Here is a 25,570-nt window from a genome sequence, read left to right on the forward strand (position 1 = left end):
CATCCGGTGAAGAGTCGTCCACCCTGTTCATGCCTGTCAACAGCGTGTTCAGATTCGCAGGCGCGTGCGGTGGCTTGCGATCACCCTGCCGGGGGCTTCACCACGTGGGTGGCCGTCGGCTCCAGCACCTGCCCGTCTGCGTCGCGCGGCAGCAGCGGGGCCAGTTCACGGCCCTCGGTGATCGTCAGCAACTGCGAACGCGGTTCACCTTCGGCGAACAGGAAGCCTTCGCCCCATTGCCGCAGCGCCACCACCAGCGGGAACAGCGCCCGGCCCTGCGTAGTCAGCACATAGTCGTGGTAACGGCTGCCATCGGCCGCCGCCTGCTGTGCCAGCACGCCGGAGTCCTGCAAGGCCTGCAGGCGCTGGCTGAGCATGCTGCGCGACATGCCCAGGCTGCGTTGGAAATCACTGAAACGGCACACGCCGTCGAAGGCGTCGCGCACGATCAGCAGCGACCAGCGATCGCCCACCACGTCCAGCGCGCGCGCCACCGGGCAGGTCAGGTTCGGATCGTCATTCATGGCGGGCCCTCCAGAAGTGGTTTCATTTTAGAACCATGTGCGCCAGAATCAACTGGTTCTAATTTGAGACCACCGGATGTCGCATGCCGCCTCCCTGCCCCGTACCGCCACGCCCCTGCTGGTGCTGTTCGCCTGTGCCGCCGGGCTCAGCGTGGCCAACGTCTACTACGCCCAGCCCCTGTTGGATGCGCTGGCAGCGGACCTGGACATCGGCACCGCGCGGATCGGCGTGGTGATCGCCGCTACCCAGCTCGGCTCGGTGCTGGCCCTGCTGTGGCTGGTGCCGCTGGGCGACCGCCGCGACCGACGCCGCCTGATGGCGGTGCAGAACGCGGCGCTGGTGCTGGCCCTGCTCGGCGTCGCCTGCGCCGGCAACGCGCTGGCGTTGTTGCTGGGCATGCTCGCGCTGGGCCTGCTCGGCACCGCGATGACCCAGGGCCTGATCGCCTATGCGGCCGCCGCCGCCGATCCGCACGAGCGCGGCCGCGTGGTGGGTGCCGCCCAGGCCGGGGTGGTGATCGGGTTGCTGCTGGCGCGGGTGGTGGCCGGTGGCGTTGCCGACCTGGCCGGGTGGCGCGCGGTCTACCTGCTGTCGGCCGCGCTGATGGTGGTCAGCGGCGTGCTGCTGTGGGTGCGCCTGCCACGTTTGCCGATACCGGCCGCAACGCCGCAGCTGTCCCTGTTCGCACTGCTGCGCCAGCAACCGGTACTGCGCCGGCGCGGCGTGCTGGGCTTGCTGATGTTCGTTGCGTTCGGGCTGTTCTGGAGCAGCATGGCGCTGCCCCTGAGCGCACCGCCGCATGCGCTCGACCACACCGCGATCGGCGCGTTCGCGCTGGTCGGCCTGCTCGGTGCGCTGGCCGCCTCACGCAGCGGGCACTGGAGCGATCAAGGCCATGCCGAACGCGTGACCGGCGCGGCGTTGCTGTTGTTGCTGCTGAGCTGGGCGCCGCTGGCGGGGCTGTCGCTGCACCTGGGCTGGCTGGTGCTGGGCGTGCTGCTGCTCGATCTGGCGGTGCAGGCCCTGCATGTCACCAACCAGAGCCTGATTCTGGCCGCCGCGCCGCACGCGCAGGCACAGGTGATCGCCGCCTACATGCTGTTCTATGCCGCCGGCAGCGGGTTGGGTGCGGTGCTGGGCAGCGCGGTGTATGCAAGCTACGGGTGGAGCGGTGTGTGCATCGCAGGCGGGTGCGTCTCGTTGCTTGCCCTGGGCCTATGGGCGGCCCTGCGTCGTTCCCGGTGAGCGTTGCGATGGGGCGGCGGCCGTGTTTCCGCTACCCTGTTGGACACAGGCAACCCTGCCATGTCGACATGATGATGCGCAGAATGCGGTGGTGGTGGTGAACGAGCAACGCTGGACCGGCACGTTGCTGCTCGGTGCGCATTTCGCCCTGCTGCAGGGCCATGCCGGCGCCACCGGTGCCCATGCCCACTACGCGCATCAGATCCTGCTGGCTGACACCGGACAGTGGACGATAGAGGACGAAGACGGCATGCGGTCCGGGCCGCGCATGCTGCTGCCCTCCTTCCAGTCACATGCCGTGCTTGCCGCCCCCGCGCGCGGCTGCACGCTGTGGCTGGAACCCAGCCATGTCGACCTGGCGCATCTGCAGGCCCAACTGCCGCAGCTCCCCTGCGATCCGGTGGCACTGCTGCCCTGCCTGTCGACCCTGATCGCCCGCACACCGCTGGACCGACGGCTGCAGGCAGCGTTGTCTGCGCTGGATGCGCACTTGCCCGAACGCGTCGCGGCCACGACCATCGCAGCGGCCGCGCACCTGTCCGAGAGCCAGTTGCACCGCCGCTTCCAGCAGGACCTGGCGGTATCGCTGCGCGGCCTGGTGCTGTGGCGCAGGCTGCGCCAGGCCCTGGTCCTGGTGATGGAGGACCACAGCCTCACCGCCTGCGCCCATGCCGCCGGCTTCGCCGACCTGGCCCATTTTTCGCGCAGCCTGCGGCGCATGTTCGGCGTGCGTGCCGAGCATCTGTCACGCCTGCACCTGCAGCACTACCGCGACGACCGCTCCAGCCCCGGCGGTGGCGGCGGGGCCTCCCCATGCGGCAATGCACGGAACGGGGCCAGCAGCTGCCCTGTGTAATCCTTGGGATAATCCGGCTGGCTGCCGATGCCCAGATCATCCACCCGCATCCGGTAGTCCGCATCGAACGCGGTGCCCAGCAGATGGTCCCAGACGGTCAGGAACAGCCCGAAATTGACGTCGCCGGCCGTGCCATAGCGCATATGGTGGAACCGATGCAGCGGGGCCCATGCCATCACCTTGCCCAGCCAGCCCGGCCGCATGTCCACGTTGGAGTGCTGCAGCAGCAGCTGGATGGCAATGGCGAAGGCCAGCACCGCCGCCACCGGGTACGGCATGCCCAGCAACAGCAGCGGCAGCACCCCGCCCAAGGCTTCGGCCGTCTGGTGCAGCGGGTGCTTCATCAATCCGTTGAACCCATACATGCGGGTCACGCTGTGGTGGACCGCATGCAACCGCCACAGCCAGGCCCAGCGATGGCTGGCGTAATGCACCAGGGTGATGCCCAGGTCCGCGGCGACGATCGCCAGCACCACCTGCGCCACAACACTCCAGTGCGTCGGCCACAGCTGCCACGGCACCCACGCGGCCACCAGCGGAATCGCACCGATCGCCAGCAGGTTCAACCCTTCATTCACCAGCGCGTGGACGGCATCGCGGCCCGCATCGCCCTGGCGTGCGTTGAAGGCCGGGTCATACGGCCAGCAGCGCTCGGCCAGCCACGACACCGCGATGGCCAGCATCAACCCCGGCAGCAGCCACAGGGCCGACCCCGCTGCATACCCCACCCACCACGTGGCCATTCCCACGCATCCCAGCAGCATTCCCGGCGCATACAACGCCAACCACCATCGCTTCATCGACCTGCTCCATACAAAGGAGCGGCCATGCTCGCGACAATGGCGCGGCCGGGCTTGAACAAACCGCGCATCCCGCCGCGGCCGCCGGTGCGGCCTTCCATGCCCTCCACATCGACCCGACCCCCACGGCCGCTGAAGCGGCGGGCAGGCCACTGGCTGAAGCATTCATCACCCCGGCTGCGTTCAAACTGCCGGCGCGCGGATCGTTAGCATTTTTACTAATTGCCGGTAGGATTGTCGGTCTCAGCCCCTGACACCGACCCTGCCGATACTGCCCGCCATGCCCCGCCTTGCCGCCCCCGCCTGCCTGCGCCAGCCCCTTCGGGAGGTGCGCTGATGGGCGCGGTACTGGCCCTGGACCAGTTGCTGGAAAGCCGGCAGGTCTGGCGCGGCAGGCCGCAGGCCACGCCGCCGGCCACGGCCCCGCATCCTACCGGCCACCCGGCGCTGGACGCCCGCCTGCCCGGCGGCGGCTGGCCGCCGGCGGCGCTGTCGGAGGTGCTGCTGGCCGCGCCGGGGCACGGCGAGCTGGCGTTGGTCTGGCCGACCCTGGCGCGGCTGAGCCAGCAGCAGCAGACCATCGTGCTGATTGCCCCGCCCTACCTGCCGCATGCGCCCGGCTGGGCCGGTGCCGGGCTGGCCTTGAACCAGGTGCAGGTGGTGCGGGCAGCCCCGCGCGATGCCCTGTGGGCCGCCGAACAGTGCCTGCGTTCTGCGGCCTGCGCCGCCGTGCTGTGCTGGCCGCAGCAGGCCGACGACCGCGCCCTGCGCCGGCTGCAGGTGGCCGCCGAAACCGGCCAGTGCCTGGGGTTTGCCTTCCGCGACCTGCGCCAGGCGCGCAACAGTTCACCGGCGCCGCTGCGCCTGCAACTGCAAAACGGCCAGGTACGCGTGCTCAAGTGTCGCGGCGGCATGGCCCCGGCGCAGCCCTTGCCGCTGTCGCTGGCGCATTGAGCGGCCGCCGTGCACTGGGCCTGCCTCTTGTTGCCACAGCTGGCGCTGGATGCCGCCCTGCGCCAGCAGCCCGATCCGTCGGTGCCGCTGGTGCTGCTCAGCGGCCCGGCGCAGCGCCGCGTGCTGCATGCGGTGAGCCCGTCGGCCCGCCAATTGGGGTTGCGTCGCGGCATGCTGCTCTCGGCCGCGCAGGTGCTCACCCGCGACATGCTCACCGTTGAACATGATCCGCGCGCAGAACAGGCCACCCGGCACCTGCTGGCCAGCTGGCTGTACGGCATCAGCTCGCAGGTCAGCCTGGCTTTCCCGCACGCGCTGGCGCTGGAGATCGGCGCCAGCCGCGCGCTGTTCGGCGATTGGCCGGCGATCGAAAAGCGTCTCTGCGATGGCTTGAAGGACCTCGGTTTCCGCCATCGCCTGGTTGCCGCGCCCAATCCACATGCGGCCTGGGTACTGACTCGCGCGCATGCACGGCTGGGCGTGGACGCCAGCCAACTGGACGCCACCCTGGCGCAGCTCCCGATCGAACGCAGCGGCCTGCCCGCCGAGGCGGTCACGGTATTGGCGCGCTCGGGCCTGCGCACGCTGGGCGCGGCCTTCCAGCTGCCGCGCGAGAGCCTGGCCCGGCGTTTCCCGCCCCAGGTGCTGGCCCACCTGGACGCGCTGCGCGGAATCAGTACGCCGCCGTTACGCTATTTCCAGCCACCGGACCGCTTCGATGCGCGCATCGAGTTCGATTACGAAATCGAGTCCACCCAGGCTCTGCTGTTCCCGCTGCGTCGCCTGACCGGCGACCTGGCCGCGTTCCTGTGTTCGCGCGATGGCGGGGTGCAGCGTTTCGACCTGTGGTTCGAACACGACCAGCACCCGGACACCTGCCTGAGCATCGGCCTGCTCGCGCCCGAGCGCGATGCGGCGATGCTGTTCGAGCTGGCCCGCAACCGCGTGGACCACCTGCAGCTGCCGGCCGGCAGCCGTGGCCTGCGCCTGCAGGCCGAGCACCTGCCACCGTTCGTGCCGGCCGCGCGCGACCTGTTCGACCCGCGCCCGCAACAGGCGATGCCCTGGGAACAGGTGCGCGAACGCCTGCGCGCGCGCCTCGGCGACGATGCCGTGCAGGGCCTGGGACTGCGTGCCGAGCACCGCCCGGAACGGGCCAGCGGCGATGCGCACGGCGCGCCCAAAGGCCCGCCGCCGCTGCTGCCCCTACGCCCGGGCTGGCTGCTGCCGCGCCCGCAACCGCTGCTCGATCCGCACCTGCGCATCCTGTCCGGCCCCGAACGGATCGAATCGGGCTGGTGGGACGAAGGCGATATCCGCCGCGACTACTACGTGGTGGAAACCGCGCAGGGCCAGCGTGGCTGGGCCTATACCAGTGCCGACACGCGCGGCGGCCCGTGGATGCTGCACGGCTGGTTCGCATGAGCACCGCCCTGCCCGACTACGCCGAACTGCACTGCCTGTCGGCCTTCAGTTTCCAGCGTGGCGCGTCCATCGCCGAGGAACTGTTCGCCCGCGCCAAGGGCCAGGGCTACCGCGCGCTGGCGATCACCGACGAATGCTCGCTGGCCGGCATCGTGCGCGCCTGGCAGGCCGCGAAGAAACACGACCTGGCGTTGATCACCGGCGCCGAGTTCCAGATCGAGGACGGCCCCAGGCTGGTGCTGCTGTGCACCGACCTGGCCGCCTACGCCGGCCTGTGCCAGCTGATCACCACCTGCCGTCGGCGCGCGCCCAAGGGCGAGTACCGCTGCGTGCGCGAGGACTTCGATGCGCTGCCGGCCAGCCTGCTGTGCCTGTGGCTGGACCGCACGCCCACGGCACAGGATGCCGCCTGGCTGCAGGCGCGCTTCGCGCAGCGGCTATGGCTGGCGGTGGAGCTGCACCGTGAGGCCGACGATGCGCAACGCCTGGCGACGCTGCAACGCTTCGGCGACGAACACGCCCTCCCGCTGGTGGCAAGCGGCGATGTGCACATGCACGTCCGCCGCCGTCGCGCCCTGCAGGACACCCTCACCGCGATACGCCACCACTGCACCATCGCCGATGCCGGCTGGCGGCTGTTTCCCAACGGCGAGCGCCACCTGCGCACCCGCCAGGCGCTGGCCGCGCTGTACCCGCCCGCGTTGCTGGCCGAAACCCTGCGCATCGCCGAACGCTGCCACTTCGACCTCAAACAGCTGCACTACACCTACCCCCGCGAACTGATCCCGGCCGGGCACGACCCGGCCAGCTGGCTGCGCACGCTGGTCGAGGAAGGCATGCAATGGCGCTGGAAAAGCGGTGCCACCGCCAAGCAGCGCGCGCAGATAGAACACGAACTGCACCTGATCCACACCAAGCAGTACGAGTCCTACTTCCTGACCGTGCACGACATCGTGCGCTTCGCGCGCCGCCAGCAGATCCTGTGCCAGGGCCGCGGCTCGGCGGCCAATTCGTCGGTGTGCTACGTGCTGGGCGTGACCGAGATCGACCCCAGCGACATGGAGCTGCTGTTCGAGCGCTTCATTTCCGCCGAGCGCGACGAACCGCCGGACATCGACATCGATTTCGAACACGAGCGCCGCGAGGAAGTGCTGCAGTACGTGTTCAACCGCTATGGCCGCGAACGCGCCGCGCTCACCGCCGTGGCCATCAGCTACCGCGGCCGCAGCGCGGTGCGCGACGTGGCCCGCGTGCTCGGCCTGCCGCCGGATCAGGTCAACGAACTGGCCGCGTGCCTGGACCGCTGGAGCAGCCACGAACCCCTGCCCGAGGCCCTGCGCGAGCGTGGCTTCGACCCGGACACGCCGTTGATGCGGCGGGTGGTGGCATTGACCAGCGAACTGGTCGATTTTCCGCGCCACCTGTCCCAGCACCCGGGCGGTTTCGTGATTTCCGAACACCCCCTGTCCACGCTGGTGCCAGTGGAGAACGCGGCCATGGCCGATCGCACCGTGATCCAGTGGGACAAGGACGACCTGGACGCCACCGGGCTGATGAAGGTCGACTGCCTGGCGCTGGGCATGCTCACCGCCGTGCGCAAATGCCTGGCCATGCTGCACGCGCATGGCGCGCCGAAGATGGGCATGGCCGATATCCCCTCCGGCGATGGCCCCACCTACGACATGATCTGCCGCGCCGACACCCTGGGCGTGTTCCAGATCGAATCGCGCGCGCAGATGGCAATGCTGCCGCGCATGCAGCCGCGCTGCTTCTACGACCTGGTGATCGAAGTGGCGATCGTGCGCCCCGGCCCGATCCAGGGCGACATGGTCCATCCGTACCTGAACCGGCGCAAGAAGCTCAAGGAAGAAGGCATCGAGGAGATCGACTACCCGCCCGCGCTGGAGAAGGTCTTCAAGCGCACCCTGGGCGTGCCGCTGTTCCAGGAACAGGTGATGCAACTGGCGGTCGCCGCCGCCGGCTTCAGCCCCGGCGAGGCCGATGCACTGCGCCGCTCGATGGCGGCGTGGAAGCGCCATGGCGGGCTGGAGCCGCACCGCGACAAGCTGCTCACCGGCATGGCCGCCCATGGCCACAGCCGCGAATACGGCGAGCGCCTGTTCGAACAGATCAAGGGCTTCGGCAGCTACGGTTTCCCGGAGAGCCACGCGGCCAGCTTCGCGCTGATCACCTATGTCAGCTGCTGGCTCAAGTGCCACCATCCCTCCGCATTCGCCGCCAGCCTGATCAACAGCCAGCCGTTGGGCTTCTACACGCCCGACCAGATCCTGCAGGACGCGCGCCGCCATGGCGTGCCGGTGCTGCCGGTGGATGTGCGCCACAGCGACTGGGACTGCACGCTGGTGGCGCCCACCGCGCCCGGGCGTCCGTTCGGCATCCGCCTGGGCCTGCGCCTGATCGACGGCTTCAGCGAAGACGTGGCCACCGCGCTGGTGCAGGCACGCGCACGGCTGCCGTTCGAGAGCGTGGCCGATCTCAGCCAACGCGCGCGGCTGGACCGTCGCCACCAGGGCCTGCTTGCCGACGCCGGCGCATTGAAAGGCCTGAGCGGGCATCGCCATCGTGCGCGCTGGGAAGTGTCCGGCGTGGAAAAACCGCTGCCGCTGTTCGACACCGCGCGCGCCACCGTCGAAGCCAGCGTGCCGTTGCCGCTGCCCAGCGCTTTCGAGGACATGCAGGCCGATTACAACAGCACCGGCACCACGCTCGGCCGGCACATGGTGTCCTTCATCCGCCCGCAACTGCGCCAGCGCCGCTGCCAGCGCTCGGACGAACTGGCCGCGTTGCCGCACGGGCGCAGCGTGCGTTTTGCCGGGCTGGTGCGCATGCGCCAGCGCCCGCAGACCGCCAGCGGGGTCACCTTCCTCACCCTGGAAGACGAATGCGGCATGGTCAATGCCGTGGTCTGGCGCAAGATCGCCGACCGCCAGCACCGCGTGCTGGTCGAAGCGCAGATGATGCAGATCGACGGCCGCCTCGAACGCGTGGACGGCGTGCAGCACCTGATCGTGCGGCAGATGTACAACATCGATGCCCTGATCGACGGCGTGCGTACGCGCAGCCGCGACTTCCACTGAGTGCCCGCGCGCAGCGCGTGATCCACTTCACGATCACCGCAATTGCAGACTTTCCCGACTGGTGTCCCCATCGGCCCGTCCGGTATTGTCGCTGCCTTCCAAGGATCTGGAGCCGCCTTTGTCCCGCGCACTTACCCTCACCACGCTGATCGTCTCCAGCCTTGCCCTGGTTGTTTCCGGCTGGACCGCTGTGCGCCTGCACCAGAGCCAGGCCGAGGACCGGGTGATCACCGCGCGCGGTCTGGTCATCCAGGACGGCAACGGCCAGGCCCGGCTGATCCTGGGGGCGCCGGTGCCCGATCCGCTGAGCAAGGGGGTGTCGCAGGGGCCGCGCGCCTCGCCGTTGTCCGGCATGATCCTGCTCGACGCCCATGGCTCCGAACGTGGCGGCTACGGCACCGCCGATGTCGGCGATGAAGCCATGCTCACCCTGGACGATGCCAGCGGCACCACCGAAGTCTTCAAGGTCACCGCCAACCCGGATCGGGGCGCCACCCTGGTGATCAAACACCAGAACAGCACCGGCGCCATGCTCACCTCATGGCAGGGCAAGCCGGAGCTGATCTTCGTCGGCGACAACGGCCAATCGCACTACGTGCGCCCGAGCACGCCCAGCGCGCCCTGAGGTGCGCGTGCCATCCGGCCGCGCGGATATGCCACCATACCGGCCGAGTTTCCCGGAGTACGCGATGTCCAACCCACGCCCTGATTGGCCGCAGGCCACGACCGCCGCGGAGATCGCCGACAACCTCGCAGCCGTACATGCACGCATCGCCGACGCCTGCGCCCGCGCTGGCCGCGCGCCATCCAGCGTACGCCTGCTGCCGGTAAGCAAGACCGTGGATGAAGCGCGGCTGCGGCTGGCCTGGGAGGCAGGCTGCCACGAACTGGGCGAGAACAAGGTGCAGGAGGCACAGGCCAAGGCCGAGGCCATGGCCGACCTGCCGATCCGCTGGTCGGTGATCGGCCACCTGCAGACCAACAAGGCGCGCGAGGTGGCGCGTTTTGCCAGCGAGTTCCAGGCGCTGGACAGCCTGCGCGTGGCCGAGGCCCTGGACCGACGGCTGGAAGTGGAGCAGCGCGACCTGGACGTGTTCGTGCAGGTCAACACCTCCAGTGAAGCCAGCAAGTACGGGCTGGACCCGATCGCGGTCGCCGACTTCCTGCAGCAGTTGCCGGCGTTCACCCGGCTGCGCGTGCGCGGGCTGATGACCCTGGCCCTGTTCTCGCCGGACCCGACCCTGGTCCGCCCCTGCTTCGCGCGTCTGCGCGACCTGCGCGACCGGTTGCGCCCGACCTTGCCTGAGGGGGTTACCTTGGAAGAGTTGTCGATGGGCATGTCCGGCGATTTCGACCTGGCCATCGAAGAAGGGGCCACCGTGGTCCGTGTCGGCCAGGCCATCTTCGGCGCGCGCGCTACTTCGGACAGTTTCTACTGGCCTGCGCCAGCCCCGGAAGCGACGCCATGACCACACCAGCGCGCCACCACGCCGTGGCCATGCAGCAGGTCGCCTTCGAGGACATCTGCTCGGCCGCTTCGACAGCAACGGTCCGCAGGCCCGCCACCACCTGCATCCGCTCGACGGGCAACTAACCGCCGCGCAGGGATTGCAGTTGCAGTGACAGCCGGCCAATGCGCTACCGGGCGGGCGCCCACCCCACCATGCGCTCGGCCAGCGATGGGATGGCCATCGGCATCTTCACCCTGCGGCAATGCCTGACCCGGACACCGCGTCAGCCACGCATGGCGTGGCTCTACCCCCGTTGCTGCCGGGTTGCGATCCGTGACGCCACATCCCGGACCATGCCTAACACCGCATCGGACCCGGGTAGAGCCACGCCATGCGTGGCTGCCGAAGCCGCCAAACTACGGCGCCGACCCACTGGCCGGCAACAACCGCGGCTGCTGGTCATACCACTCGCGCGCGCCCGCCAGGTGCCACTTGCGCTGCTGGCCCTGCAGCTCGATCCCGGCACCCAGCACGCCCCAGCGCAGGTACAGATCCCCCCGCCGCTGCGCATGTGCAAGGTCGAGCCGGGCGCGCAACGACAGGCGTTCGTTCTCGGCCTGCAGATCCTCCACGCGCAGCTCGCCACTGCGCCAGCGCAGCTGACCGCTGGCCTGCACCTCGCCCGAATCCAGCAGGCCCAGCACCCAGCGTGGATAGGCGCTGCGCTCGGCGAACACGCCCAGCAACGGCCCGGCATCGCGCAGGCGCAGATCGGCTTGGGCATCCACCTGGAACGGCGCGGCCGCATCGATATGGCCCTTGCGCACTGCCACCGTTCCCCACCAGTTCTCTTCACCGCCCGCATCGCCGACACGGATATTGCGCAGATCGATCGTGGTACCGCCCAGGTCGAATTGTTTGGCATCGAAGTCGGCCCGCTGCACGCGCGCCTTCAGGCGTGCATCACCGCGCATGGCGATGCCGGCCACCTGCAACTGCGCACCGCGTCCCCGCAGGTCGGCCCGGCCGGTGCCAACACGACCGGAGGAATCCATTTCGACATCGCCACTGAGCAGGCCGGTGCCCCCGAGCAGGCGCACGTTGTCGTTGCCCAGGTAGCGGTTGTAGGCGGTCAGGTCCGGCACCCGCGCATCGTTGAAGCGCAGGCGCGCGCGCATGCCGTCACGCAACTGCTGCAGGCGGGCGTCCCCGCGCAGGGTCAGGGCCATCGCGCGCCCATCGAACAACAACGCCTTGGGCGCGTTCGTCGGCGCGGCCAGGAACTGCGGAATCCTCACGTCCAGCTGCGCCTGGGCCGGCGCGCCCGCCACGATGCTGCCGTGTGCGTTGGCATCGCCGCGCAGACGTACACCGGCCACCTCGGCCACGGCTGCCACCTGCGGAATGTCCAGCGTGCTGCCCGGCGCGAGCTGGCCGTCGGCGATCTTCAGGTCGCCCTCCAGCAGCCCGCCACCATCCAGGTGGAACCATGGCTTGCGCACGAACAGATCGGCGATCCAGTTCAACGACTCGAACTTCCACGCGCCCTGCACCTGCCCGGACAAGCGGGGCAGCAGCTCGGCCGGCGCCCGGAACGGAATCTTCGTGCCGGTCACGCGCAGGTCGGCATGCAGTTCACTGCCGGTTTCCGGATCCCGCGGCAGCCGCGCCTGCACCCGCATGTCCTGCGCCACATCCAGCTGCAGGGACAGCAAGCCCCGGTCATCGGCATCGATGCCGGCATGCACCGGCACCCGCCACACCACCCGGCTGCCGGCCTGCAACGCGCCCTGGTCCAGCACCACATCGGCATTGAGCCGCGCGTTCGATGGGGCGCTGCCCACCTTGACATGCGGGCCGCCGGTGTCGATTTCCAACGCCTGGCTGCGCGCATCGATCTGCAGCTGCGCCCAGGTGATCTCGAACTTGCGCAGCCCCGGCGCCTGGTCACGATAGTGACGCGGGAAGTGGAAGCGTGCGCCAAGATGCGCCTCGTCCAGCACCTTCACCCCGTCGAAACTGACTGTCGCCTGCTCGAAGCCGGCGGTGGAATCGAACAGTTCCGACGGCCCGCCCTTGAGCTGCTTGAGGAAGCCGACGTTGCCATGCCCTTGCCCCACGATCAGCAGCTTGCCGAACTGGCCGCTGCGGATGGAATCACTGTGGATCGCGTCGAAACGCAGCGTCCAGCCCCGATCACTGCGCGGCGGTGGCGGGATCGCCTTGTCCACCCGCTGGATGTCCGCTTCCACGCCCATGGCATCGATGCGCGGGATCCGCACCTCACGGCGGAACAGCGCCACCAGGTCGATCCAGGCGCTGGCCCGGTCGGCGCGGAAGATGTACACCGTATGCCCGGCCTGCCCGCGCATGCGGATGTTCCACACGATGGCCTGGCCCGGCAGCACGGTGAGCGCCGGCCCGGTCTGCATGGTGAATTTTTCAGGCTTGCGGTTGGTGACCGCATCGAACAGCGGCGTATTGAGGAACACGTTGCCGGCGATCAGATACAGCGCGTAGAGCGCCAGCAACGAGAACAACGCCAGGCGCCACGGCCGGGGCCAGCGCTGGACGCGCTCGGGAATCAGGGGCATGTAGGTAGGCGCGGGGCAGCAGAATGACCCGTGCACTATCGCCATCGGGCTGGCGCAGTCGCGTGAAGGCCCACTGCGTCGGTAGAGGCACGCCATGCGTGGCTGGCCTCCGTTGCCGCGTCATGAGCGCTGCCAGCCACGCATGGCGTGGCTCTACCACCGGGCACCGCCCCAAGCTTCCAGCCGGCGCACGCCCCTACCGGCCTCAGTCCGGCAGCTTTGCAATCACCTTGATCTCCACATCGAACCCATACAGCCACGTCACCCCGATTCCGGTCAGGGTCGGGTACGGCGCCTGGCCCCAGTACTCGGGCACGATCGCCCACACCCGCTCGAAGATCCGCTCCGGATCGACCAGGAACACGGTCACATCGACTACGTCCTCGAAGGTACAGCCGGCAGCCCCCAGTACCGCGTTGAGGTTGTCGAACGCACGCCGCACCTGGTCCTCGAGCACCGGCTCGGGCGAGCCGTCCTCGCGGCTGCCGACCTGGCCGGAGACGAACAGGAAGCCATTGGCACGCACCGCCGGCGAATAGCGGTTGCGCTCGTACAGGGCCTGCCGGCCCGGCGGAAAGACCACGTCACGGGTTGCCATCGTTTTCTCCCGGGCCGGTGGCCCGTTGTTGTGATGCCACTACGGTAGAGGCCGCGCCGGCCTGGATAAACGCCCCAGACCGACCATCACTATTTGTAGAATCCAAACAATCCCACCCCGTAAGGCGCCCCATGGACCGCTTCGATGCAATGCAGGCCTTCGTGCGCGTGGTGGAAACCGGCAGCTTCACCAAGGCGGCCCAGACCCTGCAGCTGAGCCGCACCACCGTCACCCAACTGGTCCAGCAACTGGAGGCGCGGCTGCGGGTGCGCCTGCTCAACCGCACCACCCGCCAGGTCAACGTCACCGCTGACGGCGCGGCGTACTACGAACGGGTGGTGCGCCTGCTGGCCGACATCGACGATGCCGACACCAGCCTGTCCGGCGCTGCCGCCCTGCCACGCGGACGCCTGCGCATCGACGTGCCCGCGCCGCTCGCACGCCTGGTGCTGGTCCCCGCCCTGCCCGACTTCCTGGCCCGCTACCCGGACATCCAGCTCGATCTGGGCGTGAGTGATCGCAACATCGACCTGATCGGTGAGAACGTGGACGCGGTGATCCGCGGCGGCCCGATCACCGATCAGTCGCTGGTCGCCCGCCGCATCGGCGACCTGCAGGCCGGCATCCACGCGGCACCGGCCTATCTGGACCAGGCGGGTATCCCCGACCACCCGCGCGCCCTGATCGACAGCCACCACCGCATCGTCGGCTACCTGCGCTCGCGCAACGGCAAGGTGCTTCCCTACACGATGCAGCGTGGCGAAGAACGCATCACCGTGCAGGGCCGCCACCGGCTGGCACTGGACGACGGCAACGCCTATCTCGCCGCCGGTGTGGCCGGGTTGGGCCTGCTATGGCTGCCTACCTACATGGCCGCCCCGCACGTGGCCAATGGCGAACTGGTGCGCGTGTTCGCGGACTGGCACCTCGAGCCGATGCCGCTGTATGTTGCGTTTCCGCCGAACCGGCATGTCAGCGTCAAACTGCGGGTGTTCATCGACTGGGTGGCCGGGTTGATGGCCACGCAGGCGCCGGTCGACACCCTGCCCCAGCGCTGAGCGCTTACGCCGACAGCCCCACCAGGAAACCCCATGCACCACCGCTGCTGCATCGCACTGTTTGCCGGCCTCGTCCTGGGCAGCACGGCACTGGCCCAGACCCCGGAACCGAGCCGGGACCCGCTGCTGACCGCATTGCTCGACTGCCATTTCGCCTACGCCCAGCAGCATTCCCGCAGCAGCGCCAGCGCCACCGAGATCGCCCTTGCCGCGGCATCGCACTGCGAACCGGCGCTGCAGGCGGCGGGGCTGGACACCTACCAACGTGCGCTTGCCGCTGGCCTTCCCGCCGACAGCGCCGAGGCGTCGCGGTTGAAGATGCTGGATGAACTGCGCGCGATGCTGCCCGGCTTCACCGTGGACAAGGTGATCGGGTTCCGTTCCGCCGCCGACGCCGACCAGTGAATCCACGCACGTGATGCACGCATCGGTCAGCGCACCGCGTCCGCATCGACGACGGCCGCACGCGCCTTGACCCACAACCCGAACACCTGCATCACCTCCACCACCGGCTGCAACCGCCGCCCGTCCTCGGTCAGCGCGTATTCCACCTTGACCGGCACCGTCGGATACACGGTACGGCTGACCAGCCCGGCCGCTTCAAGTGCACGCAGGTCCAGGGTCAGCATGCGCTGGGAAATGGCGGGAATGTCGCGGCGCAGATCGTTGAAGCGCTTCGGCCCATCGAGCAGGTAAGAGGCGATCAGCAGCCGCCAGCGCCCGCCGAGCAGGCGCATGGCTTCTTCCACCGAGCAGCCGGAGACGGTGTCTTTCATCGAAGGGTCCAGAAGGCGGGAGGTAACAATTATGTACCTACACCACAGGATAGTGCCTTCTTCCGTTTTTATACCGCGCTCCTAGAATGCGGCAGGACGCCTCACGCAGAGGCCCCCTCCCCGTCCTGGATACCGCAATGAAGCTCTATTACCTGCCCGCCGCCTGCTCGCTCGCCGCACACATCGTGCTCAACGAACTCGGCATCGCCGCCACGCTGGTCAAGGTCGATCACCGCACCCATCGCACCGCCGACGGCGATGACTACCTGCGGGTCAATCCACTTGGCTACGTGCCGGCGCTGGAACTGGACGACGGCAGCGTGCTGCGCGAAGGCGCGGCGATCCTGCAGTTCCTCGCCGACCAGCATCCGGCCAGCGCACTGGCACCAGCGAACGGCACGCTGGCGCGCTACCGCCTGCAGGAATGGCTGAGCTTCCTCGCCACCGAGATCCACAAGGGATTCATCCCCCTGCTGTACGCCACCGCCGCCGGCAAGTATGTGGACACCGCACGGCCGAAGCTCGCGCAACGTGTCGCCTGGATCGACGCGCAACTGGCCGAACGCGATTACCTCACCGGCGACACCTTCAGCGTCGCCGACGCCTACCTGTTCGCCCTGGTTGGCTGGGGCCAGGCGGCGTGGCTGACCTCGTACTACAAGGCCGACATCCACTTCGATGCGCTGGCCAATCTGCAGCGCTGGTATCAGCGCGTGCAGGCCCGCCCCTCGGTGCGCACCGCGCTGGAACGCGAGGGCCTGGCCGCGCCCGACGCGGCGTGATCCGCGCTCCCCCGGAACCACCGCGCCCCCTCTGATGCAGTGCCCGGACGACCGGTGCGCTCAGCGCGACTGCACGGCCACGGCCACATCGTCGCGCCCACGCGGCAGCGGCGCGATCGCCAGCGTGTCGCCGGTGCACACATCCACCCCGTGATAGACCGCGCGCCGGCCATTGCGGAACTGCAGCCGCACATCGAACCGGCAACCGGCCTCGCCCAGGCGCACGGTGGCGCTGCCGCCGCCCCCGTCGAGCCTGTCGATCGGTCGGGCGACGTATGCACCGCTGCCGGCCGGGGCCACCTCCAGCGCGACGACGCTGTCATGGGCGCGGTTGAGGAGGCCGAGGTAACGTGCATCGCCGGCCCGCGCCGGAGCGGTCACCAACAGCGGAATCAAGCACAGCGAAGCGATCAGGACAGGGCGGATCAGGAACATGGCGGCATCTCCGTAGCGGTGAAGGACGTCCGTATCAGGCACCGGCCATCGCCCGCCGCCAATCGATCCGGGACCAATCGTCGCCACGCGCGGGCCAATCGTAATGGGCCGTCATGGCGCTTCCCGCCCCCTCCCCCCGCGCCTAAGATGCCCCTTGCCGCACACCCGCGGCGCAGGACCGACCATGCTCATCCGCCTTGGCAGCACCCAGATCCGCCTGTCCCGCTACATCGCCCTATGGACGCTGGTGGCGCTGGTGTTCGCCATGCAGAACGCGATCAACGTCGGCATGCCCCGCACCAACTGGCCGTTCTGGGATCTGGCCCGCTGGTCGCTGATCCAGTGGTACACCTGGGGCGCCCTGGCACCGACGGTGTTCCGCCTGGCCGAACGTTTCCCGGTGCGCGGCACGCTGCGCTTCCACGGTCTGGGCGCGCAGGTGCTGGCCAGCCTGTGCGTCACCTTCGCCGCGATGGTGCTGGGCGCGCTGGTCTCCACCCTGTTCGAACCCAGCGGGTTCGCCGAGCAGCTCGGGTATTTCCTGGAACAGCACTTCGCCATTGGCCTGCTGACCTACTGGACGCTGTTTGCGATCCAGCAGGCGCTGCATTTCCACGCCGAGAAGGCCCAGCGCGAACTGGAAGCCAGCCAGCTGGCCACCGAGCTGGCGCAGTCGCGTCTGCTCGCGTTGAAGTCGCAGCTGCAGCCGCATTTCCTGTTCAACACGCTGCACGCGATCATTACCCTGCTCGACGAGGACAAGCTGTCGGCCGAAGACATGCTGCTGCGCCTGAGTGAGCTGCTGCGTGCGTTCCTGGAGGACTACGACGGCCAGGAAATCAGCCTGCGCCAGGAGCTGGACCTGATCGAACTCTACCTGGGCATCCAGCGCGTGCGCTTCAAGGACCGCCTCACCACCCGCACCTACATCGCCCCGGACACGCTGGAGTGCGCCGTACCGAGCCTGATCCTGCAGCCGCTGGTGGAGAACGCCCTGCGCCATGGCATTGGCCAACGCGTGGGCAGCGACACCATCGAGATCGAGGCGCGGCGTGACGGCGACGCGCTGTGCATCGAAGTGCGCAACCGCAACAGCACCCTCTCCGCCGAGCCGACCGCCTCGGCCGGCCATGGCATCGGCATGTCCAACACGCGATTGCGCCTGCAGGAACTCTACGGCGATGCCGCCGAGGTGCGCCTGGACATGATGTGGCCCGAAGGCGTGGTGTGCCGCATCCGCGTGCCGTTCCGTGTGCTGGAAAGCGCCGAGGATGCACCCGAATTCAACCCCGGCCTGTCGCCGGCATGACCCTCACCGCGCTGGTGGTGGATGACGAGCCGATCGCGCGCCACGCGATCGTGCGCCTGCTGCGCGACGATGCCGATATCGAGATCGTCGGCGAGTGCGGCGATGGCGTCTCGGCGGTGGCCGCGATCCGCAATCAATCCCCGGACCTGGTGTTCCTGGACATCCAGATGCCGGCCATCAACGGCATGGACGTGGTCGCCACCATCGGTGCCGAGCGCATGCCCGCCACCGTGTTCGTCACCGCGTACGAGCAGTACGCGGTCAAGGCCTTCGAGGCCAACGCCATCGATTACCTGGTCAAGCCGTTCAGCCGCGAGCGCTTCGCCGCCACCCTGCAGCGTGCAAAGCACCGGCTGTCGGCCGCCAGTGGCGTCGGCGCGCAGGCCTCGGTGCAGATCCTGCAGGCACTGGATGCGCTGCGCCAGCGCGAGGACTACCTGCAACGCATTCCGGTGCGGGTGGACGAGCACGTGGTGCTGATCGCGGTGGACGACATCGTCTGGATCAAGGCCGCGCGCAACATCGTGGAAATCCACCTGGTCGACCGCGTGCACGAGCTGCGCGAAACCATGGCGACGTTGGCCGCGCGGCTGGACCCGCGCCATTTCGCCCGGGTGCACCGCTCGGCGATCGTCAACGTGCGTCGGGTCAAGGCCATCCATCCCTGGTTCAACGGCCACCACGTGGTCACCATGGATACCGGCCAACAGCTGCGCATGAGCCGCTACCAGAACGAGGCCTTCCTCAAGCTGGTGTCCACGCGCAGCGGCGACATCGGCTAGCGCCGGGTTGTGCCCGACCGGGTCGCCATCAGCGTCCCGTCTGCTCACCCGCACGCAGCGTCAACACCTCCACCCCATCGGCAGTGACCAGCACCGTATGCTCGGCCTGCGCGGACAGCTTGCCGTCGCGCGTGGTCACCGTCCAGCCGTCCTCGCTCATGTCGATGGCCGCGCGGCCCTGGTTGATCATCGGCTCGATGGTGAAGGTCATGCCTTCCTCCAGTTCCAGCCCATCGCCGCGGCGACCGTAATGCAGCACCTGCGGCTCTTCGTGCATTTCCCGGCCGATGCCGTGCCCGCAGAACTCCTTGACCACGCTGTAGCCGTGCGCCTTGGCATGCTGCTGGATCGCAAAGCCGATATCGCCCAGCGTCGCGCCCGGACGCACCACGCCGATGCCTTTCCACATCGCCTCGCGGGTGACCCGCACCAGCCGCTTGGCCGCGTAGTCCACCTCGCCGATCAGGTAGGTCTTGCTGGCGTCGGCGATGTAGCCGTCCTTCTCCAGCGTGATGTCCAGGTTGACGATGCTGCCGCTGCGCAGGACGTCATCGGCCGACGGCACGCCGTGGCAGACCACCCGGTCGATGGAGCTGTTCAACACGTAGGCGAAACCATACTGGCCCTTGCTGGCCGGCCGCGCGTGCAGCTGATCGACGATGAAGCGTTCCACCCAGTCGTTGACCTGCAGCGTGCTCATGCCTTCCAGCGGCAGCGTATCCAACGCCTCGAACACCTGTGCCAGCAGACGCCCGGATGCGCGCATCAACGCCTGCTCTTCAGCGGTCTTGATCATGCTTCGGCCACCCGCAACGCACCCGGCTCGACCCCGGCCGCGCGCAGCTCGCGGCCGACGATCTCCTGGTAACTCATCCCGGGATTCATCTCGCACAGCATCCCGATCTTGATCCAGAAGCCGGCCTGGGCATTGATCGAGCGGCCGGACACACCACTGGCGCGGCGCAGGTTGTCGTGCAGTTCGTCGTCGATGTTGACGATGCCCATGGGGATGCCCTGGATACGAAGAATATACGCATCATATACGCTTCATATATTCACTGCCAACATTGTTGCTTACGCGGTGTACGCCGTCGCCTCGATCTCGAACAGCATCCCGTCCAGTGCCAGTCGCGGTACCGGGATCAACGTACAGGTCGGGGCACGCCCCAATGGCCAGCGCCGACCGATCTGATCGGACAGGATGCCCAAACGGTCCTGATCGTGATCAACCACCAGCACCGTGAGCTTGGCCACGTCGGCCAAGCTGGCCCCGGCCGACGCCAGCGCCAGGCTCAGGTTGTCCAGCGCCTGGGCGACCTGCGCCTCGAAGCGGGGCGACAACGCGCCATCGGCGGTCTCCCCGCCCTGCCCGGCGATATGGATCACGCGGGCCGGCAGGCGCACCACCGCCACATGCGAATAGCCATTCGCGCTCGGGTCGTAAAGGCCGGATGGATTGATGAAGCCGAACAGGCCGGCGGGCGCGACAGGGGTATCGATCAACATGGGGGAAGACTTGGTCAGGGAGTGAGTTCGCAGTCTCGTGCCTCAACCTCGGTTGAGGTCAACGCAGCGCATTGCAACGCTGCGGTGCAGTCATGGATGATTCGAGCACTCCCGGCCATCCGCGCGGGTCGTACGCCCGCCAAAGCACGTTCACGAAGAACCCCACGGGAGCTCAGGATGAGAATTGTCTGGACTGCACTGCTGTTGCTGGTCGCCCTGCCCTGCCTGGCCGGGCCGCAAAACCTCAAGGAAAGCGCCACGCTCAAGCCCGACGAAGGGCTGCTGATCACCACCAGCCACTGCCCGGATAACACCTTCGGCATGCAGTTGTACGCGCCTGGCACCTCGGCCAAGGGGCTGATCGGCCCGTACCGTTTCAAGGGTGTGATCGTCTGCAACGAGCCCACCACCTCGCTGCGGATCAAGGCCGGGCGCTATTACATCGGACTGCTGTTCTACCGGCAGGGTCAGACCTTGGCCCTGGACGAGGCCGATGCCCCACACATCACGATCGAGGCCGGCAAGGCCACCTACATTGGCGATGTGTACGTCGTGACGGGCGAGCCGAACCAGCAGGATGCCCGCCGGGTGACGGCGCACGACTTGGCGTTCACCGACCGTCGGGATGACGCCCACGCCGTGTTGGAGCGAGACTACCCCTGGCTGCTGCCGCGCTACCCGTTCGTGGTGTCACTGCCGCAGAACGCAACGATCATCTCGACGTCCAGTGAGGGCCAGAGGTCCCCGCCTTGAGCGCTGCGCGCCGAATCAGGTCCAGGCCGGATCGGCCGTGAAATCGATGGTCAACCAGAACTCGCTGCCGCGCGCGTCCAACCGTTCGGCGATCTCGTCACGCAATGCATCCACGTTGCCGATGCTGCCGATCACGGTCTCCGGATGGGTCAGGATGTGGATCTCGACGAAGCGCATGCGCCCCATCTTGGCCACGTGGCTGGTGAAATCCAGATAGCCGTGTTCGGCCACGAAGTCCTTCATCACTGCCTGCACGCGCGCGTCCAGCGTATCCGGCGCCACCTGCAGCACCTCGCGCATGGCCTTCCACGCACTGCGCAACGGCACCGGCAGCACCGCCACGCTGATCGCCGCCAACACCAGCGGGTCCAGGTAGGGAATCCAGTGTGCGTGCGTGCCATCGCGCAGCAGCAGCGCGATCGCAAACGCCAGCACCACCGCCAGGCTCATCAGACCGCTCAACAGCCAGGCGCGTACGTCCAGCCACAACAGCGCCGATTTCAGCTGCTGCGCGCGGGCACGCACGAACGCGGCCATGCCCAGGTTGCTCACGCACAATACGGCCGCCCACAGCAACGCGGGGCCGGCCTTGACCTCATGCCCGCCGGTGGTCAGCCCGATGATCGAATTGGCCAGCGCATAGATGCAGGCCAGCGACAGGATCGCCCCGCCCAAAGCCTCCACCATCGGTTCAAGGTGCCAGTACCCGTACTGGAAGCGCGGGCTTTCCTCCCGCGCCACCAGCCGCAGCACCGACAGCGCCACCAGGGTCAGGGCCACGTCGACCAGGCTGTAGACGCCGTCGAACAGAATGGCCTGCGACCCCACCAGCAGGCCACCGACAAAGCCGATGGCGCTGACCGCCATCGTTACCCCGATGGAAAACGTGAGGACCCGCTGCTCGCGTGCTGTATCCATCGCTTGCCGAGGGTCCGGCGCGCAGGCGTCAGACCTTCAGCACCTCCACCTTGTAGCCTGGCACGTCGCCGTCGCGGTCGATGATAAGCCCGTGCACGTCCGACTCGAAGCCCGGGAAGCGCGCGTTCTGCTCGCGGGCGATGCGCAGCGACTGGATGATCGGCTCATCGCTGGCGCCGAAACGCTCGCCCGGCATGATCGTCGGGATGCCCGGCGGGTACGGCACCAGCATGGTGCCGGCGATGCGCCCGCTGATCTGCTCGATGTCCACCCGCTCGATCTGCCCACGCACCAGGTGGTCGTACGCCTCGGCCGGGGTCATCACCGGCTCGGGCAGGTCCACGTACATCGCGCGCATCACCTTGGCCACGGCGAACTGGCGGTTGAATTCGTGCAGCGCCTGGCACAGATCGCGCAGGCCCCAGCCGGCATAAGCCGCCGGGAAGTCCGCCGCCAGCCCCGGCAAGGCGCGGGTCAGCGGCGCGTTGGCGTCATACAGCTCCTTGAACGCCATCAGCTCGGTGACGAGCGTGCTCCACTTGCCCTTGGTGATGCCCATCGAGAACAGGAACAGCACCGAGTACAGGTTGGTCTTCTCCACGGTGATGCCGCGCGTCCACAGGAACTTGCTCAGCACCGCCGCAGGGATGCCGCGCTGGCCGATATCGCCATCGATCGACAGCCCCGGGGTCAGCAGGGTCACCTTGATCGGATCGATCAGCACATAGTCTTCAACCAGGCCATCGAACCCGTGCCAGTGTGCATCCGGCTGCAGGTACCATTCGCTCCGCTTGGCCACCATCGGTGCCGGTGCATCGCCCTTGGCCAGTGACCGTTCCAGCTTGTCCGGCTGCCACACGCTGAACCACCAATCATCGCGGCCCAGGTCCTCGCGCACGTGCAGCATCGCGCGTCGGAAAGCGATGGCCTCATCGTGCATCTCCTGCACCAGCGACTCACCGGCCGCCCCTTCCATCATCTTCGAGGCTACATCGCACGCGGCGATCACCCCGTAATGCGGGCTGGTGGTGGTGTGCATCATGAAGGCTTCGTTGAAACGCTCGGCGTCCAGCGCGCGGCTGGCCGCATTGCGAACATGGATCATCGAGGCCTGTGAGAACGCGGCCAGCAGTTTGTGGGTGGAATGGGTGGTGAAGATGATCGCATCCTGCTCGCGCGGCTTGCCCTTGGCCATGCCGTAGTGGTTCTCGTAGAACGGATGGAAGGCCGCATACGCATACCAGGCTTCATCGAAATGCAGGAAATCAACCGCGCTGCCGATTTCCTCGGCGATCTTCTCAGCGTTGTAGCACAGCCCGTCGTAGGTGGAATTGGTGACCACCGCGATGCGCGGCTTGGAACCGGCCTTGTAGGCCTTGCTGGCCAGCGGATTGGCCGCGATGGCCGCCTGCAGCGACGCGGGGGTGAACTGGTCCAGGCTGATCGGCCCGATGATGCCGTGCGCGTTGCGGCTGGGGGTGAAGTACACCGGGATGCCGCCGGTCATGATCAGCGAGTGCAGCAGGGATTTGTGGCAGTTGCGGTCCACGAACACCACATCGCCCCGCCCCACGGTCCCGTGCCAGACGATCTTGTTGGCGGTGGAGGTGCCGTTGGTGACGAAGAAGGTATGGTCGGCACCGAAGTTGCGCGCCGCCTCGTTTTCGGCCTCTTTGATCGGGCCGGTATGGTCCAGCAGGGAGCCCAGCTCCGGCACCGAGATCGACAGATCGCTGCGCAGGGTGTTTTCCCCGTAAAACTGGTGGAACGCACGTCCCACCGGCGACTTGGTGAACGCCACGCCGCCGGCATGCCCAGGCGTATGCCAGGAGTAATTCGACTCGGCGGTGTGGTGGATCAACGCCTTGAAGAACGGCGGCAGCAGGTTGGCCATGTAGTCTTCGGCCGCACGCATCACCTGGCGCGAGATGAAGCTCTTGGTATCTTCGAACAGGAAGATATAGCCGTGCACGAACTTCAGCAGCTTGCTCGGCACCTTCTCGATGGTGCGCCGCTCGCCGTACAGGAACACCGGCAGGTTGGCACGGCGGGCGGTCTGCTCGCGCAGGAAGGCGAGCAGACGCTGGAACTGCTCGGGATTCTCTTCGGTGCCATCGATGGAGATCAGCACCGCTGAGGCAGCCACGTAGGTGCGCGCACCGGCCTGCGCATCGGCCAGGGTCAGGCCACACAGCACGCGCTGGTCGCTCTTGCGCAGCTCGTCCACCAGCGCACGGATCAGGATGCCGCCGATCCGCGGTGACTCGTAATCGTCGTCGATGACGATGATGGGGTAATCAAGGGACTTGAAGTACACGGGGATTCTCCTGGGGCAATATCACGAAAGCGTCGCGCGGACGGCAGAATCGAGCGCGGGCAGACCGCGCTGGCGGCGCCGCTCTTCGCTGAAGAACGGATAGAACACCGTGATGAACAGCACGAACAGGAAGGCGTACTGGACGATGCTGCCGGACGAGCCAAAGATCGCCCACAAGCAGTACACCACTGTCACGCTGGTCAGCAGCCAGAACGCGCCGGTATGCACCAACGTGTGCGAGCGCTCGACCACGAAGTAGCAGGCCACGCAGGAATAGATGTAGGGCAGCAGGGTCAGCACCACGGCGGCCGAGGTGATCACATCGAACTGCGCCGAGGCGGTTTTGGAGGTGGAGGTGACCAGTACGGCCACAGTCATCAGTACCGCCACGATCAGCACACCCTTGACCGGCACGTCGTCCTTGTTGGTCTTGCTGAAGATGCTGGGGAACAGGCCGTCATCGGAGGCAGCCTTTGCGCTCTGCGCGGTCAGCAGGATCCAGCCGCCAAGCGAGCCGGCCGCGCCGACGAAGGCACACAGGCTGACCAGCGCACCGCCCCACCCGCCCACTGCATTGGCCGCAGCCAGCGCGAACGGCGCATCGGACACCTGCAGGTCGCCATTGGGCACCATGCCCATGATCACCGAGGAGCTGGCGATGTAGGCCACCGCGGCCAGGAACACACCGGCCAGGGTGGCGCGTGCCACGTTCTTCTCCGGGTTCTCCACTACGCCGGCGGTCACCGAGGCCGATTCCACGCCGATGAACGCCCACAGGGTCAGCGCGGCAGCACTGGACACCGCGCCGAAGTTGGACTCGCCGGACACGTTGTAGGCGCCCTTGAAGATGGTTGGGTCGAAGAAGAACCAGCCGAAGATCGCAATGCCCAGGATCGGGACCAGCGCGAAGCTGGTGGTCACCGTCTGCAGCTTGCTGACGAACGACGGACCGATCACGTTGGCAAAGCTCAGGGCCCACACCAGCGCCAGCACCGCCAGGCAGCGCGGCAGCGGCTCGGACAGAATCGGGAAGAAGTAGCTGAAATACCCCACCGCCGCGATCGGAATGGCCACGTTGCCGATCCAGTTGGCGAACCAGTAAATGGTGTTGGTCTGGAAGCCCATGTAAGGGCCGAACCAATCGCGGGCGTAGGCGTAGGGACCGCCGGCCTTGGGCGCCAGCTTGCCAAGCTTGGCGAACACGAAGGCCAGCAGCAGTGCGCCGGCGGTGGTGATCAGCCAGCCCCAGATCGAGGCGGTACCGATCTTGGCCAGGCTGGACGGCAGCAGGAACACCCCCGAGCCCATCATGTTGCCGGCCACCAGGAAGGTGGCACCGACCACCCCGATTTTCTTCGCTTTTGCCATGACGCTTTCTCCTTTGCCTG

The 25,570-nt window shown here is 67.8% G+C and carries 26 protein-coding genes; 14 read left to right on the plus strand and 12 right to left on the minus strand.

The window, feature by feature from the left end; all coding sequences use genetic code 11:
* Positions 1–80 precede the first annotated feature (80 nt).
* A complete protein-coding gene (locus NR101_RS00995; RefSeq protein WP_256774183.1) occupies positions 81–524 on the minus strand; it encodes a helix-turn-helix domain-containing protein in 444 nt (147 codons plus the stop codon).
* A gap of 76 nt (positions 525–600) precedes the next feature.
* Between NR101_RS00995 and NR101_RS01000 the strand changes: the two genes are divergently transcribed.
* Entirely contained in the window at positions 601–1,770 is a 1,170-nt protein-coding gene (locus NR101_RS01000) for an MFS transporter (protein ID WP_256774182.1), read from the plus strand.
* Positions 1,771–1,867: 97 nt separating this feature from the next.
* Entirely contained in the window at positions 1,868–2,626 is a 759-nt protein-coding gene (locus NR101_RS01005) for an AraC family transcriptional regulator (RefSeq protein WP_256774181.1), read from the plus strand.
* On the opposite strand, the gene NR101_RS01010 is transcribed toward NR101_RS01005, so the two are convergent.
* The gene (locus tag NR101_RS01010) at positions 2,536–3,426 is read right to left on the minus strand and encodes a sterol desaturase family protein (RefSeq protein WP_256774180.1); all 891 of its coding nucleotides are present in this window, start codon (positions 3,424–3,426) and stop codon (positions 2,536–2,538) included. The two genes, NR101_RS01005 and NR101_RS01010, sit on opposite strands and share 91 nt — an antisense overlap.
* A gap of 336 nt (positions 3,427–3,762) precedes the next feature.
* On the opposite strand from NR101_RS01010, the gene imuA reads away from it, so the two are divergent.
* The 6 genes from imuA (at position 3,763) to NR101_RS01040 (ending at position 10,497) form a co-directional block, all read left to right on the plus strand.
* The gene (imuA, locus tag NR101_RS01015) at positions 3,763–4,380 is read left to right on the plus strand and encodes a translesion DNA synthesis-associated protein ImuA (protein ID WP_256774179.1); all 618 of its coding nucleotides are present in this window, start codon (positions 3,763–3,765) and stop codon (positions 4,378–4,380) included.
* Between the two features lie 9 nt (positions 4,381–4,389).
* The gene (locus NR101_RS01020; protein ID WP_256774178.1) at positions 4,390–5,805 is read left to right on the plus strand and encodes a DNA polymerase Y family protein; all 1,416 of its coding nucleotides are present in this window, start codon (positions 4,390–4,392) and stop codon (positions 5,803–5,805) included.
* The gene (locus NR101_RS01025; RefSeq protein ID WP_256774177.1) at positions 5,802–8,903 is read left to right on the plus strand and encodes an error-prone DNA polymerase; all 3,102 of its coding nucleotides are present in this window, start codon (positions 5,802–5,804) and stop codon (positions 8,901–8,903) included. The genes NR101_RS01020 and NR101_RS01025 overlap by 4 nt, the downstream gene beginning before the upstream one ends.
* A gap of 118 nt (positions 8,904–9,021) precedes the next feature.
* The gene (locus NR101_RS01030) at positions 9,022–9,528 is read left to right on the plus strand and encodes a hypothetical protein (protein WP_256774176.1); all 507 of its coding nucleotides are present in this window, start codon (positions 9,022–9,024) and stop codon (positions 9,526–9,528) included.
* Between the two features lie 64 nt (positions 9,529–9,592).
* Positions 9,593–10,372, plus strand: a complete 780-nt coding sequence (locus tag NR101_RS01035) for a YggS family pyridoxal phosphate-dependent enzyme (RefSeq protein ID WP_256774175.1) — start codon at positions 9,593–9,595, stop codon at positions 10,370–10,372.
* Positions 10,369–10,497, plus strand: coding sequence for a hypothetical protein (locus tag NR101_RS01040; RefSeq protein ID WP_256774174.1), 129 nt, complete (start codon positions 10,369–10,371; stop codon positions 10,495–10,497). The genes NR101_RS01035 and NR101_RS01040 overlap by 4 nt, the downstream gene beginning before the upstream one ends.
* A gap of 273 nt (positions 10,498–10,770) precedes the next feature.
* Here NR101_RS01040 and NR101_RS01045 read toward each other — a convergent pair whose 3' ends face one another.
* Positions 10,771–12,948: a hypothetical protein gene (locus NR101_RS01045; RefSeq protein WP_256774173.1), complete on the minus strand. Its 2,178-nt coding sequence runs from the start codon at positions 12,946–12,948 to the stop codon at positions 10,771–10,773.
* Positions 12,949–13,153: 205 nt separating this feature from the next.
* Positions 13,154–13,546, minus strand: a complete 393-nt coding sequence (locus NR101_RS01050) for a RidA family protein (RefSeq protein WP_256774172.1) — start codon at positions 13,544–13,546, stop codon at positions 13,154–13,156.
* Between the two features lie 131 nt (positions 13,547–13,677).
* Here NR101_RS01050 and NR101_RS01055 point away from each other — a divergent pair, with 131 nt between their 5' ends.
* Both NR101_RS01055 and NR101_RS01060 read left to right on the plus strand, forming a co-directional pair.
* A complete protein-coding gene (locus NR101_RS01055; protein ID WP_256774171.1) occupies positions 13,678–14,604 on the plus strand; it encodes a LysR family transcriptional regulator in 927 nt (308 codons plus the stop codon).
* Positions 14,605–14,637: 33 nt separating this feature from the next.
* Entirely contained in the window at positions 14,638–15,009 is a 372-nt protein-coding gene (locus tag NR101_RS01060) for a hypothetical protein (RefSeq protein ID WP_256774170.1), read from the plus strand.
* 26 nt (positions 15,010–15,035) lie between these two features.
* On the opposite strand, the gene NR101_RS01065 is transcribed toward NR101_RS01060, so the two are convergent.
* Positions 15,036–15,380, minus strand: a complete 345-nt coding sequence (locus NR101_RS01065) for a helix-turn-helix domain-containing protein (RefSeq protein WP_256774169.1) — start codon at positions 15,378–15,380, stop codon at positions 15,036–15,038.
* A 137-nt stretch (positions 15,381–15,517) separates the two neighbouring features.
* Here NR101_RS01065 and gstA point away from each other — a divergent pair, with 137 nt between their 5' ends.
* Positions 15,518–16,162: a glutathione transferase GstA gene (gene gstA / locus NR101_RS01070; RefSeq protein WP_256774168.1), complete on the plus strand. Its 645-nt coding sequence runs from the start codon at positions 15,518–15,520 to the stop codon at positions 16,160–16,162.
* A gap of 60 nt (positions 16,163–16,222) precedes the next feature.
* On the opposite strand, the gene NR101_RS01075 is transcribed toward gstA, so the two are convergent.
* Entirely contained in the window at positions 16,223–16,597 is a 375-nt protein-coding gene (locus tag NR101_RS01075) for a hypothetical protein (RefSeq protein ID WP_256774167.1), read from the minus strand.
* 184 nt (positions 16,598–16,781) lie between these two features.
* Between NR101_RS01075 and NR101_RS01080 the strand changes: the two genes are divergently transcribed.
* Both NR101_RS01080 and NR101_RS01085 read left to right on the plus strand, forming a co-directional pair.
* A complete protein-coding gene (locus tag NR101_RS01080) occupies positions 16,782–17,906 on the plus strand; it encodes a histidine kinase (protein WP_256774166.1) in 1,125 nt (374 codons plus the stop codon).
* A complete protein-coding gene (locus NR101_RS01085; protein ID WP_256774165.1) occupies positions 17,903–18,688 on the plus strand; it encodes a response regulator in 786 nt (261 codons plus the stop codon). Before NR101_RS01080 ends, NR101_RS01085 begins: the two co-directional genes overlap by 4 nt.
* 28 nt (positions 18,689–18,716) lie before the next feature.
* On the opposite strand, the gene map is transcribed toward NR101_RS01085, so the two are convergent.
* From map to NR101_RS01100, 3 genes are all read right to left on the minus strand, one after another.
* Positions 18,717–19,484 carry a type I methionyl aminopeptidase gene (gene map / locus NR101_RS01090; protein ID WP_256774164.1) on the minus strand — a complete coding sequence of 256 codons (768 nt, stop codon included), beginning with the start codon at positions 19,482–19,484 and terminating at the stop codon, positions 18,717–18,719.
* Positions 19,481–19,693, minus strand: coding sequence for a ParD-like family protein (locus NR101_RS01095; RefSeq protein ID WP_179458689.1), 213 nt, complete (start codon positions 19,691–19,693; stop codon positions 19,481–19,483). Before NR101_RS01095 ends, map begins: the two co-directional genes overlap by 4 nt.
* A 69-nt stretch (positions 19,694–19,762) precedes the next feature.
* Positions 19,763–20,194, minus strand: a complete 432-nt coding sequence (locus NR101_RS01100) for a RidA family protein (RefSeq protein ID WP_256774163.1) — start codon at positions 20,192–20,194, stop codon at positions 19,763–19,765.
* Positions 20,195–20,371: 177 nt separating this feature from the next.
* On the opposite strand from NR101_RS01100, the gene NR101_RS01105 reads away from it, so the two are divergent.
* Positions 20,372–20,947: a hypothetical protein gene (locus NR101_RS01105; RefSeq protein ID WP_256774162.1), complete on the plus strand. Its 576-nt coding sequence runs from the start codon at positions 20,372–20,374 to the stop codon at positions 20,945–20,947.
* A gap of 15 nt (positions 20,948–20,962) precedes the next feature.
* Here NR101_RS01105 and NR101_RS01110 read toward each other — a convergent pair whose 3' ends face one another.
* Genes NR101_RS01110 through adiC form a run of 3 tightly spaced genes read right to left on the minus strand, consistent with a single transcriptional unit; the run spans position 20,963 to position 25,550 of the window.
* Complete coding sequence (locus NR101_RS01110) at positions 20,963–21,865, minus strand: cation diffusion facilitator family transporter (protein WP_256774161.1); 903 nt, start codon at positions 21,863–21,865, stop codon at positions 20,963–20,965.
* A 28-nt stretch (positions 21,866–21,893) separates the two neighbouring features.
* The gene (locus NR101_RS01115) at positions 21,894–24,182 is read right to left on the minus strand and encodes an Orn/Lys/Arg decarboxylase N-terminal domain-containing protein (protein ID WP_256774160.1); all 2,289 of its coding nucleotides are present in this window, start codon (positions 24,180–24,182) and stop codon (positions 21,894–21,896) included.
* 21 nt (positions 24,183–24,203) lie between these two features.
* Positions 24,204–25,550, minus strand: coding sequence for an arginine/agmatine antiporter (adiC, locus tag NR101_RS01120; RefSeq protein ID WP_256774159.1), 1,347 nt, complete (start codon positions 25,548–25,550; stop codon positions 24,204–24,206).
* Positions 25,551–25,570: the final 20 nt, after the last annotated feature.

Origin of the sequence: Stenotrophomonas sp. Ste86 (assembly GCF_024519465.1) — a bacterium.
Taxonomy (GTDB): domain Bacteria; phylum Pseudomonadota; class Gammaproteobacteria; order Xanthomonadales; family Xanthomonadaceae; genus Stenotrophomonas.